Below are 12,389 nucleotides of genomic sequence, written 5' to 3'. Positions count from 1 at the left end.
CTTAAACTTAAGGAAATATTTGTTCTGTTTAAATTGCCATATGGAATTTATTTTCCATATATGCGAGGGGGATCGAATTAACGAAAGTTTCTTTTGGGCTTCATTGAAAAGGTGAGTGAGGGATTATCGCCCCCGTGGCAGACCAGGTTGTTGTGGGTGGTTTTTCGTTTTGGATAAATATGAAATAAATTTTCTTCTTTTAGCCGCTGAGCCCGGTGCAATCCGCAGATTGCACCGGAGGGAGAATACAGCATTACGCTCCGCGCGCAGACGCAGGGGCAGGTGAAGCGGCGGCGGGGCTACCGGCCGCAAAGATGCCTTTCGCCGCCAGGCCTGCGACGGTGAGGGCTGCCGGAATACCGAGGATCAAAAAGACGCTTTCAAAGGGCAGGTTGAGCGCCATCATCTCGGCGCCGGCAAAGGCGCTGAGAATGGCGCCGATGCGCCCGACGCCATGCATCCAGCTGGATCCCGTCGCTCGCGCCTGCGTAGGATAGTAGCGGGCGGAGAGCGCGTTCATGCCGGTATTGGCGCCATTCAGGCAGGCGCCGCTGATAAACGCCAGCATACAGAGCAGGGCAAAGCTGCCCGCGGCGTAGCCCATCGCCATGGTGAACAGGCCGCCAACGGCGTAGATCATCCCCAGCGCGCGATGGGGGTTGATCCTGTCCATCAGCCAGCCGGCAAACAGCGAGCCGAGGGTGCCGCCCGCCTGGTAGATCGCTGTCATGATGGCCGCCTGGCTAACGGTCATTCCCACCTCTTTAACCAGCGTTGGCAGCCAGCTACCGAGGATATAGACCAGGAACAGCCCCATAAAGTAGACCAGCCATAGCATCAGTGAGCCGAAGCCGTACTGGCGGGAGAGCACAATACGCATCGCGTTGCCGGCCGCCGGCTGCGCCGGCAGGATAAACGTCACGTTGTCGCTGATTTGTCCGGGATAGAGACGGTTAAGAATGGCGCGGATGCGCGCCGCTGGCGCTTGTTTGATCACCAGAAAACGAACTGACTCCGGCAACCGCCAGATAAGCAGGGGGGCAAACAGCAGCGGCAGAATGCCGCCGAGCGCCATCAGCGAGTGCCAGCCAAACTGCGGGATCAGCCACGATGCCGAGAATCCTCCTGCCGCCGCACCGAAGGTGAAGCCGCAAAAGATGACGGTAATAATAAATGAACGCTGGCGTTCCGGGGCGTACTCCGACACCAGCGTCCCGATGTTCGGCATCGCGGCGCCCAGCCCGAGTCCGGTCATAAAGCGGAAGAACATCATCTGCTCAATGTTGTGCGAGAAGGCGGTGGCGATGGTCCAGAAGCCGAAGAAAAAGACGCTATTGATAATGATTTTCTTGCGCCCCAGCCAGTCGGCGAGCGGGCCAGAGAAAATCGCCCCCAGCGCGAGGCCGATCAGCGCGGCGCTGATCACCAGGCCCAACTGGTGGTTGCTGACTCCCCATTCCAGCTTTAGCGTCGGGGCGATAAACCCCATGATCGCGATATCAAAACCATCAAGAGCGATAACGCAAAAACCGAGAAAAATGATCTGCTTTTGAAAGCGGCTCAGCGGGTTACGGTTAATTAACTCTCTGACATCCAGGCGTTGAGTCTGTGTCATAGCGTATTCCTTATGCGCAGGAGCGCAGGTAGGGCTGCGCGGCATTGAACAGTAATTGTGCCCGCTGGAGGGGCGGCAGGGCGCCCTGCTCACCGTCGAGCGGCACTTCGAGGGAGACCGGCAGCGTTGCCGGCAGTGCCGACATCAGACCGTGCAGATCCAGACCGCCTTCCCCTGGCACGTTGCGCGCCGAGCGGGCCTGGCGGATGAGTTCCTGCTCGCTCTCCGGCCTCTGCGCCGCGCCATCGCAGAGTTGCATATAGTTGAGATGATGCGCGGGCAGGCTGGAGAGGGCGGCGAGCGATTCTCCTGCGCGCCAGAAATGAAGGGCGTCCACCAGGATACCGATATCTTCCCGCCCGCTGGCGGCGATCAGCGCCTGCGCATCGGCGATAGTGCGCAACTGGGTCCAGGGCATCGGCTCAAGGTTCATGGTCAGCCCATAGGGGCGACTGGCCGCGGCGAGGATGGCCAGGTTGTCGGCGCTACGCTGAAGGTTGTCGTCATTGCCGGCGACCAGCACCTGTCCGGCGCCAAGACGCGCCGCAGTCTCCATAAACCGCTGCAGCCGATCGTCGAGCGTAAATCCGGGGGTCAGGCGGACGATCTCTACGTCCGACACGCGGATGCCGGTTTCCATCAGCGCGGCCAGCGTCGCGCGCACGGCCGGGGTATCGCCCAGCATGTCGTAGTTCGGATCGGCCGGTGTGGCGGGAAGCAGCCGCAGACCAACGTGGGTAAAACCGGTTCTGGCCGCTATCCGCACCTGTTCGGGAGGAGGGACATCGAGCAGGGTCAGCGCGGCGAGCGATAGGGTACGCATGTTCATAAAGGGCTCCGGTACAGTTGCAGGTGAGGATAGTTATGGGTATTGCCGTCCCTGGTTGTTTTTTATTGTTTTGTTTTTATTACGTTTGCCGCCAGATTTTTGCCTACCAGATAGCCGAAGGTCATGGCCGGCCCGAGGGTGATCCCTCCGCTGGGGTAATAGCCGCGCATCACGCTCGACATGTCGTTGCCGATGGCGAACAGGCCCGGTATCGGCTGCTGCTGTTCATCCAGCACCCGGGCGTGTTCGTCGGTTTGCAATCCGCTGAAGGTGCCCAGCGAGCCGGGCAGAATGCGCACCGCGTAGAACGGCCCTTCGCGCAGCGGTCCGAGCGTCACCTGATGGTCACCCTGGGCGCGGTTATAGGCTGATGCCCCGCGGTGAAAATCGACGTCTTCGCCAGTGCTGGCGAAGTGGTTAAAGCGTTCAACGGTTTCCGCCAGCGCATTGGCGTCGATGGCGCACTGCTTCGCCAGCTCACCCAGCGTGTTTCCCCGCTGCAGATAACCGGTACGCAGCCAGGCGGTGGGGGGGAAGGGGAACGGTCTGGCATGGCCCAGGCCGTAGCGACGCAGCGCGCGACGATCGGCCAGCAGCCAGGCCTGCGGCGTGTCGCCCGCGGGTGTGGCCGCCAGCAGGGCGGCGATAAAGTCATGATAAGAGTCGGCCTCGTTAACAAAGCGTTTGCCGTTGGGCAGGATGGCGATTACCCCGGGCTTGGCGCGTTCCACCAGATGGGGAAACATCAGCTGCTGACCGCTGGCCAGGGTGACGCGGGACACTGGAGCCCAGGCCAGCGGGTGACGCAGGCGGGTGTCGAACTGGCCGCCGACGGATTCGCCAAGCCTGATCCCCTCGCCCTGATTGTCCGGCGGTGCGGCGGAAAAATGGCCGTAACCCTCCGCTGCGTGGGGCACCACCTGCGCCAGCCGCTGCCGATCGTGGGGAAAACCGCCGCAGGCCAGCACCACGGCACCTGCTTCGACGTGAATCTCCCCACCGTCGCTGCGCAGCACCGCGCCGGACACGCCCTGCGGCCCCTGCAGTAGCCGGACCACCGGGGCATTAAGCTGAAAACGCACCCCGGCGTCGAGGGCGGAACGCAGCAGACGGGCGACCAGCGCATTGCCATTGACCAGATGCTGCCCTCGTCCGGCGCGCAGCCGCTGCCAGCCGTGGCGCAGCAGGCGGCGGACGGCATACAGCGCGGAGCGCGGCGAGCGGGTGGCATTGAAAAAATGCGCCATATCCGCGCCGCCGGCGATGCCCATCCCGGCAAGGCTGATGGTCTCCAGCGGCGGACGCAGTCGGTGGAGCCAGTCGCCGAGCTGACGGCCATCGTAGGGCTGAGCGGTGACCGACCGCCCACCGCTCGCCGCACCCGGCGACGCGTGAAAGTCCGGCATGGTACTGCCCGAGAGAAACTGCACCGCCGTCCTGTGATGGAAAAAATCCACCATCTCCGGCCCGTGGCGCAGGAAGGTCTGCAGGCGAACGTCGGCGGCTTCGCCCCCCATCTCATGCTGCAGATAGGTCAGCGGCGCGTCGGCCGCTTCGTCGATGCCCTCCGCCCGCGCCAGCGGGTTGCGGGGGATCCACAGCCAGCCGCCGGACCAGGCGCTGGTCCCGCCGAGCACCGACGCTTTCTCCGCCAGCATGACGCTGGCGCCGTGCATGGCCGCGGTGACCGCGGCAGAGAGTCCCGCCGCGCCGGAGCCGACCACCAGCACATCCACCTTCACAGGCCCGCTCATGATGGACTCCTTACTGCAATGGTGAAAAAGCGGTGGGGCGCATCAGCACCGACTCCAGGCGTTCAACGGCGGCCAGTTCGCGATTTTTCCGCGAAAAGGTCTGCCAGCGTTCGTCCTGCGCCATTCGCGCGCGGCGCACCAGGCGATCGTCCAGGCTTTCATAAGCCCAGATGTGCACCACCTGATTGACCACGCCGATCTCGGTAAAAAAGAAGCCGATCAGTTTGCCGAGATGGTCGGTCTGCACCGCCAGGGCATCGCTTTGGTACAGCGCCAGCCAGTCGGCCATTTTCAGCGGATTGATGGTGTACGTGCGTTTTTCGTAGATCATGATGTTTTCCTGATTAGTGGGGGGAGTGTTGTGCCAGATGGCAGCCGGCGAGGTAGCCAAACGTCAGCCCCGGGCCGAGGGTGATGCCGGGACCCGGGTAGGTGCCGGCCATCAGCGAATCCATGTCATTTCCCACCGCGTACAGCCCCGCGATAGGGTTTCCTTCCGCGTTGACGACCTGTGCATCGGCGGTGGTGACCAGGCCCCGCGACGTCCCCAGATCGCCGGTATAGAGTTTGATGGCATAGAACGGCGCGCTGAGCAGGGGGGCGTTACAGGCGTCAGGCTGATGACCTGGATCGCCCATCGCCCGGTTATAGCTGTTACCGCCTTTAGCAAATTCCCGATCCACGCCCTGCGCGGCGTCGCGGTTGTAGCGGGCAACCGTCTCGCTCAGCGTTTGGGCATCCAGACCAAGCTGTTGCGCCAGCGTCTCCAGGGTGTCGGCTTTGTACAGATAGCCGGCGGCGACCAGGGCGTCATTGTTGACCGGCGCCGGGCGCGCCAGCCCGAGGCCGTAACGCTTCATCGCCTGGGCGTCGCAGAGTAAAAAGCAGGGGGCATTTTCCGCAGCGCGCTGCATCGCGCTGGCGAAATGGTGATAGGAGTTAGACTCGTTGACGAAGCGTACCGCCCGCTGATTGACGGCAATCACGCCCGGTTTGGCCCGGTCGGTCACCAGATGGGGAAAGCGCTCCTCGCTGCCATCGGCACGGGTCAGCACTGATACAGGCGCCCAGAAAAAATTGGATTGCCGATCGGCTCCCTCGCGAGCGTTAAGCGCCGCCGCGAGACGTAGCGCGGCGCCATCGTTGGCCGGCGGTGACATGGTGAAGTGCTCGCGGGTGTGCGGCCGATAGCGCGCCGCCAGCGCGCCCGCGGCAAAGCCGCCAGCGGCCAGCACCACCCCGCGGCGGGCGTGCAGCGTCTCTTTTTGCCCCTGATACTCAATCTCCACCCCGGTGACCGCGCCTTGCGCTTCGCACAGCGCCAGAACATTGACATTCAGCCGCAGGTTCATGCCTTTACGCAGCGCCGTTGTCGCCATGCGGGCTATCAGCGCATTGCCCATCGCCAGGCGGGTGCCGCGAGGGTACTTCACCCGGTCGCGAGCGTAGCGCAGCAGCAGCCGGGTGCAATGGGCCAGGGAGCGCAGCGAGCGACGCATGTCGAGAAAATGTTGAATATCGACGCGGTTGACCATCATCCCGCCAAAGAGCAGCATCCCCGGCGGCGGCGAACGCAGGTCGCGAAACGCGTCACCCAGTTCACGGCCGTCATACTCCACCACCTCCAGCGCCCGACCGACGTCGACCGCGCCGGGTTCATCCGGATAGTAATCAGGTGAGAGCGGGCGCAGGCTGTATTTCACCGCCCCCTCGCGCTCCAGAAAGGAGAGCGCCTCCCGCCCGGCGCTGACAAACGCCTCGGCGATATCGTCCCGATAGTGGGCCTCGCCGATAATGGTCCGCAGATAGGTTTTGATCGCCTCGGTGCTGCCGCTTTTGCCCAGGGCGCGAGCCTGATCGGTATCGTGCAGCCACACGGCGCCGCCGGAAATGGCCGAGGTGCCGCCGAACTGGCCGGCTTTCTCCAGCATCAGCACCGACAGCCCTTTGCAGCTGGCGGTGACCGCGGCGGCAAAGCCAGCGGCACCGCTGCCGATGACGATCACATCCCAGCTCTTCATGCTGCCGCTCCCTGCGCCTGCGGGATGGCGCCGATAAACTGGCCCATCAGTGTCATCTGCGCCAGCGCCATTTCCGGCCCGGTCTGCACCCGACAGCCGCGAGCGGCGGCGAAAGTGAGCAACGGCGTCATCACCGGGGCGGTGACAACGTCAGCCACGTGGGTAGCGCTGTCGAGCGTATCCAGCAGCGCCTGCGGCAGGGGCAGCTCATCAAATCCGGCCATGCCCGCCGGCGAGCCATTAACCAGCAGATCGACGCCATGAAGGGTGTCCGGCAGCGCGCTCAGTTGCACCGCCGGAAAGGCCTCGGCAAGGAGATCGTGCAGGCGTTGCCGGGTGGCCGGGTTTTGATCGTGCAGGGCCAACTGACGGATCCCCGCCTCGCACAGTCCCCAGGCGATGGCGCTGCCGACACCGCCGCACCCGGAGAGTAGCGCCTGTTTTCCTGCTGGCTGAAAACCCTGCGCTTCGGCGGCGAGCTGAAAGCCGACGCCGTCCAGCATATCGCCCTGTAACCGGCCATCCGCCAGCTTGCGGATCACATTGATGGCGTTGAGTCGGCGCGCGCGCGGTGTGAGCTCGTCGACCAGCGCGGCGGCGCGCTGCTTATGCGGCACTGTCACCAGCACGCCGGCCATGTTCTGCCAGCCGCGCAAGGCGTTGAGGTAGGCGGCCACCGCTTCCGGGGCGATATCCACCGGGATCATGACACTGTCCATGTGCTGTTCAGCAAAGTAGCGGTTGAAGTTATCCGGTGATTTCACCTGGGCGATCGGATGACCAATCACGGCGACAACCTGGGTAGTTCCACTGACCATTTCAAACCTCATTTGTTAAATGAATGTTGTGAAAGTATTTCAGTAGAAGCTGAGAGCGACAACGCAGAATTCGGACATGTCGGTTGTTAATCGCACGATCGCTGCGATAATCGCAGGAAATCGATAATGATGTTGCAAAAATGTGAGCGAATATGCAAAACACCATTCATCCACGCGATCTGATCGTCGGTTTACAAAAAGGGCTGGCGCTTATCCAGCTTTTTTCCAAAACTTGCCCAAAGCTCACCGTCGCCCAGGCAGCGAAAATGAGCGGCCTGACGCAAAGCGCCGCACGGCGTTTTCTACTGACGCTGCTGCATGAGCGCTATCTGCAAACCGACGGACGCTATTACTGGCTTACTCCGAAAACGCTGCGGCTTGGTCAGGCTTACGTTGATTCGGCGCAGTTTCCCCGCATGGTGCGGCCGATTGTCGAATACATCGCCAGCCGGACGGAGGAGCATGCCTCGGTGGGCGTGGTGGATGAAGATGAACTGGTCTATATCGCCCGCAGCCGCCATACGCCGTTCAACTCCACGTCGGTGCGACTCGGGGAGCGGGTACCCATTTTCTGTACCGCCGGGGGGCGATTGTGGCTGGCTTCGCTGCCGGAAGCCGAGTGCGAGGCGGTCTTGCAGCGCATTACCCGGGAACAACGCACGCCCTATACGGTGACCGACGTCGCGTCGCTGATGGAGAAAATCGCGCAGGTGCGGCGCCAGGGATATGCCATCATTGAACAGGAGTTTGAGATTGGCATGCTGGTGCTGGCGGTGCCGTTAACCGACAGGGAAGGGACCTGGTGGGGAGCGCTGAGTCTGACCAGCCATCAATCGCGCACCTCGCTGGAAGCGCTATGTCGCGACCACCTCGATCTGCTCTACAGTGCGCAGGCGATGCTGGTGAGCTAAACAGGGCAGCCGATGCGCTGCCCTCAGTGATGCTACTTACGCTGACGCGTTGTTCAGGAAACTATTCCAGTCGCTGGCGGCGTTATCCACGAAGATGTTCCAGTTTTTGCCAGCGGTGAGGACAAAGTTTCCCCAGTTTTCCTTACCGGTGGTCACAAAGGTTTCCCAGTTTGACTGTCCGGTCAGGAAGGAACCAAACGCCATCGCGCTGTCGCCGACGAAGGAGGCAAACGCGCTGCCGGAGGTGAGAACAAAAGAGGTGAAGCCGACGCCCGAGTTGGCAACAAAACTGGCAAAGCCGCTGGCCGCGCCGAACAGGTTAAAGCCACCGGAGATGTACTCCATTTCGTTCAGTGTTAACTCTTTCATTGCAATTCCTTGTTGTGATTATTTCCCAAATGGGCATGAGCCCGAGGCGAAAGGTAGCATCCCCATACCGTGTGGTGCGAGTGACGTCCGCTGCGTACTGGCTCAATTTTTTCTCATTTTTTGGCCGAAAAGGTAGTGAGAAGGGCCTGGGGGAGGGGAGGGAAGTATGAATTGAGAAAGAAAGCGGTGAGGAAGCAGAAAAGAAAAAGCCCCGTAAAAACGGGGCTTTATATCGCACTGGAGTGGGTGATTATCTCACGTAAGCCAGCAGACTATGTGAATCCGGCACCATAAAGTCAACGGACATCATCACGGACAGCGCGGTGATGGCAACGATGGAAAAGACGAACAGCTTACGCGCCCAGACTTTGTCATCTGCCACTTTATAGCCACGCAGCGCCATGCCCAGCCACCAGACGCTGACCGCTGCCGCCACGACCAGGTATTTATACCCGGCGTAGCCGCCCAGCGAGAGCATCAGGGTCGCCACGGCAAAGGCGACGATGTACAGCGTAATATGGTTTTTGGCGACCGAAATGCCTTTCACTACCGGCAGTACCGGAATGTTTGCCGCCTGATAATCCTTAAAGCGGAAAATCGCGATGGCATAGGAGTGAGGCATCTGCCACAGGCTAAAGATAGCCAGCAGGATCGCCGCACCGCTGTCGAAATCACCGGTGACCGCGCAGTAGCCAATCACCGGCGGCGCGGCGCCGGAGAGTGAGCCAATCAGCGTGCCGTAGACGGAGTGGCGCTTCATGTACAGGCTGTAGACGCCGACATAAACCACGAACCCCATCACCCCCAGCCAGCAGGCCAGCGGATTTGCGCCGAACCACAGCAGCATGAAGCCAGCAATACCCAGCAAGGTGGCGTACACCAGCGAAGCTTCTGGCGAGATCAGCCCTTTGACCAGCACCCGGTTTTTCGTCCGTTCCATCTTACGATCGATGTCCCGGTCGATATAGTTGTTGAATACACAACCCGAGGCGACCACCAGGGATACTCCAAGGAGCGTCCAGACGAACAGCGGATAGTCGATGTGGCCTTTGGAGGCCAACAGGAAACCGCCGATCACGGAGATCAGGTTGCCAAAAATAATGCCTGGTTTCGTTACTTGCAGGTATTGCTTAAACATACTCGCCGCTCTTAGTGCATCATCATGTTGTAGTTCAGGTTCCACATAATCCAGATGGAGCCGACAACCACGATCGCAATGATGATTACGGTGAAGATAAATGCGGTCAGGTTCCAGCCTTCATCGGACTTGCTGTTCATATGCAGGAAGTACACGAGGTGTACCACGATCTGCACCACAGCAGTCACCAGAATGGTGCCAAGAATAACCGCATGCGAGGCGGAGCCACTCATCACCATGGCGAACGGAATGGCCGTCAGGATGATGGACAGGATAAATCCTGTCATGTAGCTCTTCACGCTGCCGTGAGAAGCGCCGCTATGATCGGTAGAATGACTCATTACATCGCCCCCATCAGATAGACAACCGAGAACACGCAGATCCACACAACGTCCAGGAAGTGCCAGAACAGGCTCAGGCACAGGATACGCGTGCGGTTAGTGTTGGTCAGACCACGACGTGAAACCTGGAACATCAGCACAGCCATCCAGATCAGACCCGAAGTCACGTGCAGACCATGGGTGCCGACCAGCGCGAAGAACGCTGACAGGAAGCCGCTACGATCCGGACCCATACCTTCAACAATCAGGTGATGGAACTCATAGAGTTCCATCGCGATGAACCCTGCCCCGAAGAGGAAGGTCAGCGCTAGCCAGGAAACAACCTGGCTCTTGTTGTTTTTGTACATGGCGATAGCCGCCATGCCGTAGGTGATGGAGCTGAACAGCAGCAGTGCGGTTTCAACCAGAACGAACGGCAGTTCGAAAATATCTTTGCCCGTCGGTCCGCCGGCCGTGCCGTTCACCAGAACGGCATAGGTAGCAAACAGCGTAGCGAAGATGATGCAGTCGCTCATCAGGTAGATCCAGAAACCGAATACCTTCATCGGTCCTGTATCATGGTGCCCGTGTTCATGCGCGTGGGCAGTATGCGCAAGAGTATCAGTTGCCATTTTTCAGCCCTGCTTTGTTAATCTCATCGAAATGCTGTTTTTCCAGTTTTTCGACTTCTGCAACCGGTACGTAGTAATCCACGTCCTCGTCAAAGCTCTTCATAATCCAGGTCGCTACGATGCCGATGAAGCTTGCGATCGCCAGCCACCAGATATGCCAGATCATGGCGAAACCAAATACCGTGGCGAAGGCGGCAATGACGATACCGGCGCCGCTGTTTTTCGGCATATGAATTTCTTCATAATGGGCAGGCTGTTTGTACGCTTCACCTTTCTCTTTCATTTCCCAGAAGGCGTCACGCTCGTGAACCTGAGGAACGATAGCGAAGTTGTAGAACGGCGGCGGAGAAGAGGTTGCCCACTCCAGCGTACGACCACCCCATGGGTCACCGGTCAGGTCACGGTTCTGTTCGCGGTCGCGAATAGATACGTAGAACTGAATCAGCTGGCACAGGATACCGCAAGCGATCAGCGCCGCCCCGCAGGCTGCAACAACCAGCATCGGGTGGAACTGCGGATCGATCTGCTGGCTCAGACGACGGGTCATACCCATGAAGCCCAGCACGTACAGCGGCATAAATGCGACGAAGAAGCCGATGATCCAGAACCAGAAAGCGCGTTTGCCCCAGGTTTCGTTCAGGGTAAAGCCAAAGGCTTTCGGCCACCAGTAGGTCAGACCTGCGAAGCAACCGAATACCACGCCGCCGATGATAACGTTATGGAAGTGCGCGATCAGGAACAGGCTGTTGTGCAGAACGAAGTCCGCGCCCGGTACCGCCAGCAGCACGCCGGTCATCCCACCTACGGAGAAGGTCACGATAAAGCCGATAGTCCACATCATCGCCGAGTTGAAGACGATGCGACCCTGATACATGGTGAACAGCCAGTTGAAGATCTTAACCCCGGTAGGGATCGCGATAATCATGGTGGTAATACCGAAGAAGGCGTTAACGTTCGCACCCGCACCCATGGTGAAGAAGTGGTGCAGCCAAACGATGAACGACAGAACGGTAATACAGACGGTTGCCCACACCAGAGAGGTGTAACCAAACAGACGCTTACGCGAGAAGGTCGCCGCGATTTCGGAGAAGACCCCGAACACTGGCAGAACCAGGATGTACACTTCCGGGTGACCCCAGGCCCAAATCAGGTTGATGTACATCATCATGTTGCCACCCATATCGTTGGTAAAGAAATGGGTGCCCAGGTAACGATCCAGGGTCAGCAGCGCGATGGTGACGGTCAGAATTGGGAAGGAGGCGATAATCAGGATGTTGGCGCACAGAGATGCCCAGGAGAATACCGGCATCTTGAACATGGTCATGCCCGGGGCACGCATCTTGATAATGGTCACAAAGAAGTTAATACCGGTCAGGGTAGTACCGATACCGGAGAGCTGCAGCGCCCAAATCCAGTAATCGACCCCTACGCCAGGACTGTATTCAATTCCCGACAGCGGCGGATAGGCCAGCCAACCAGTCTGCGCGAACTCACCGACGCCCAGAGACAGGTTAACCAGAATCACGCCCACAACGGTGAACCAGAAGCTCAGGTTGTTGAGGAACGGGAAGGCCACGTCGCGCGCGCCGAGCTGAAGCGGAACCACCAGGTTCATCAGACCGATAACGAACGGCATCGCCACGAAGAAGATCATGATAACGCCGTGGGCGGTAAAGATCTGATCGTAGTGATGAGGTGGCAGGAAGCCTGCTTCCCCGGCTGAGGCCAGCACCTGCTGGCTACGCATCATCACGGCATCAGCAAAGCCACGCAGCAGCATGACGATTGCCACGATAACGTACATGATACCGAGACGTTTGTGGTCGACAGAAGTCAGCCACTCGTTCCACAGGTAGGACCACTTACCGAAGTAAGTGATGGCAGCCAGAAGCGCCAGTCCCCCAATGATAATCGCAGCCACCGTAACCACGATAATGGGTTCGTGGTAGGGCACTGCATCCAGTGTAAGTTTTCCGAACATC

General features: G+C 59.8%; 12 protein-coding genes. 1 reads left to right on the top strand and 11 read right to left on the bottom strand.

The annotated features are described in order from the left end of the window. Positions 1 to 253 precede the first annotated feature (253 nt). The 6 genes from CWM58_RS16180 to CWM58_RS16155 all read right to left on the bottom strand — a co-directional run bounded on the left by CWM58_RS16180 (position 254) and on the right by CWM58_RS16155 (position 7,037). A complete protein-coding gene (locus CWM58_RS16180; protein ID WP_100681337.1) occupies positions 254 to 1,615 on the bottom strand; it encodes an MFS transporter in 1,362 nt (453 codons plus the stop codon). Between the two features lie 10 nt (positions 1,616 to 1,625). Continuing rightward, on the bottom strand, positions 1,626 to 2,444 hold the full coding sequence (locus CWM58_RS16175) for a sugar phosphate isomerase/epimerase family protein (RefSeq protein ID WP_100681336.1): 819 nt from the start codon (positions 2,442 to 2,444) through the stop codon (positions 1,626 to 1,628). 62 nt (positions 2,445 to 2,506) lie between these two features. Beyond that, entirely contained in the window at positions 2,507 to 4,198 is a 1,692-nt protein-coding gene (locus CWM58_RS16170; protein ID WP_100681335.1) for an FAD-dependent oxidoreductase, read from the bottom strand. A gap of 10 nt (positions 4,199 to 4,208) precedes the next feature. Further along, positions 4,209 to 4,529 (bottom strand): NIPSNAP family protein, encoded by a 321-nt coding sequence (locus CWM58_RS16165; RefSeq protein WP_004204812.1) that lies wholly within the window; start codon positions 4,527 to 4,529, stop codon positions 4,209 to 4,211. 13 nt (positions 4,530 to 4,542) lie between these two features. Continuing rightward, positions 4,543 to 6,219 carry an FAD-dependent oxidoreductase gene (locus CWM58_RS16160; protein ID WP_100681334.1) on the bottom strand — a complete coding sequence of 559 codons (1,677 nt, stop codon included), beginning with the start codon at positions 6,217 to 6,219 and terminating at the stop codon, positions 4,543 to 4,545. Beyond that, a complete protein-coding gene (locus CWM58_RS16155) occupies positions 6,216 to 7,037 on the bottom strand; it encodes a shikimate dehydrogenase family protein (RefSeq protein ID WP_100681333.1) in 822 nt (273 codons plus the stop codon). Before CWM58_RS16155 ends, CWM58_RS16160 begins: the two co-directional genes overlap by 4 nt. A gap of 152 nt (positions 7,038 to 7,189) precedes the next feature. Between CWM58_RS16155 and CWM58_RS16150 the strand changes: the two genes are divergently transcribed. Further along, positions 7,190 to 7,948 carry an IclR family transcriptional regulator C-terminal domain-containing protein gene (locus CWM58_RS16150; protein ID WP_100681332.1) on the top strand — a complete coding sequence of 253 codons (759 nt, stop codon included), beginning with the start codon at positions 7,190 to 7,192 and terminating at the stop codon, positions 7,946 to 7,948. Between the two features lie 36 nt (positions 7,949 to 7,984). Here CWM58_RS16150 and CWM58_RS16145 read toward each other — a convergent pair whose 3' ends face one another. From CWM58_RS16145 to cyoB, 5 genes are all read right to left on the bottom strand, one after another. Beyond that, a complete protein-coding gene (locus CWM58_RS16145) occupies positions 7,985 to 8,317 on the bottom strand; it encodes a hypothetical protein (RefSeq protein WP_061155559.1) in 333 nt (110 codons plus the stop codon). Between the two features lie 250 nt (positions 8,318 to 8,567). Beyond that, the gene (gene cyoE / locus CWM58_RS16140; RefSeq protein WP_002891629.1) at positions 8,568 to 9,455 is read right to left on the bottom strand and encodes a heme o synthase; all 888 of its coding nucleotides are present in this window, start codon (positions 9,453 to 9,455) and stop codon (positions 8,568 to 8,570) included. An 11-nt stretch (positions 9,456 to 9,466) separates the two neighbouring features. After that, positions 9,467 to 9,796 carry a cytochrome o ubiquinol oxidase subunit IV gene (locus CWM58_RS16135; RefSeq protein ID WP_032732610.1) on the bottom strand — a complete coding sequence of 110 codons (330 nt, stop codon included), beginning with the start codon at positions 9,794 to 9,796 and terminating at the stop codon, positions 9,467 to 9,469. Beyond that, positions 9,796 to 10,407, bottom strand: coding sequence for a cytochrome o ubiquinol oxidase subunit III (locus CWM58_RS16130; RefSeq protein ID WP_061155558.1), 612 nt, complete (start codon positions 10,405 to 10,407; stop codon positions 9,796 to 9,798). Before CWM58_RS16130 ends, CWM58_RS16135 begins: the two co-directional genes overlap by 1 nt. Beyond that, the gene (cyoB, locus tag CWM58_RS16125; RefSeq protein ID WP_100681331.1) at positions 10,397 to 12,388 is read right to left on the bottom strand and encodes a cytochrome o ubiquinol oxidase subunit I; all 1,992 of its coding nucleotides are present in this window, start codon (positions 12,386 to 12,388) and stop codon (positions 10,397 to 10,399) included. The genes CWM58_RS16130 and cyoB overlap by 11 nt, the downstream gene beginning before the upstream one ends. Position 12,389 lies beyond the last annotated feature (1 nt).

This window comes from Klebsiella sp. H-Nf2, assembly GCF_002806645.1.
In the GTDB taxonomy this organism is placed as follows: Bacteria; Pseudomonadota; Gammaproteobacteria; order Enterobacterales; family Enterobacteriaceae; genus Klebsiella; species Klebsiella variicola.
The sequence above is the reverse complement of the archived record's forward strand: the minus strand, read 5'-3'. Positions and strand labels throughout refer to the sequence as shown.

What these genes read in the sequence shown, in the direction of transcription:
- CWM58_RS16175 (WP_100681336.1), bottom strand. Translation starts at nt 2,444, where the DNA reads ATGAACATGCGTACCCTATCGCTCGCCGCGCTGACCCTGCTCGATGTC.
- CWM58_RS16145 (WP_061155559.1), bottom strand. Translation starts at nt 8,317, where the DNA reads ATGAAAGAGTTAACACTGAACGAAATGGAGTACATCTCCGGTGGCTTT.
- CWM58_RS16170 (WP_100681335.1), bottom strand. Translation starts at nt 4,198, where the DNA reads ATGAGCGGGCCTGTGAAGGTGGATGTGCTGGTGGTCGGCTCCGGCGCG.
- cyoB (WP_100681331.1), bottom strand. Translation starts at nt 12,388, where the DNA reads ATGTTCGGAAAACTTACACTGGATGCAGTGCCCTACCACGAACCCATT.
- CWM58_RS16160 (WP_100681334.1), bottom strand. Translation starts at nt 6,219, where the DNA reads ATGAAGAGCTGGGATGTGATCGTCATCGGCAGCGGTGCCGCTGGCTTT.
- CWM58_RS16135 (WP_032732610.1), bottom strand. Translation starts at nt 9,796, where the DNA reads ATGAGTCATTCTACCGATCATAGCGGCGCTTCTCACGGCAGCGTGAAG.
- cyoE (WP_002891629.1), bottom strand. Translation starts at nt 9,455, where the DNA reads ATGTTTAAGCAATACCTGCAAGTAACGAAACCAGGCATTATTTTTGGC.
- CWM58_RS16150 (WP_100681332.1), top strand. Translation starts at nt 7,190, where the DNA reads ATGCAAAACACCATTCATCCACGCGATCTGATCGTCGGTTTACAAAAA.
- CWM58_RS16130 (WP_061155558.1), bottom strand. Translation starts at nt 10,407, where the DNA reads ATGGCAACTGATACTCTTGCGCATACTGCCCACGCGCATGAACACGGG.
- CWM58_RS16165 (WP_004204812.1), bottom strand. Translation starts at nt 4,529, where the DNA reads ATGATCTACGAAAAACGCACGTACACCATCAATCCGCTGAAAATGGCC.
- CWM58_RS16180 (WP_100681337.1), bottom strand. Translation starts at nt 1,615, where the DNA reads ATGACACAGACTCAACGCCTGGATGTCAGAGAGTTAATTAACCGTAAC.
- CWM58_RS16155 (WP_100681333.1), bottom strand. Translation starts at nt 7,037, where the DNA reads ATGGTCAGTGGAACTACCCAGGTTGTCGCCGTGATTGGTCATCCGATC.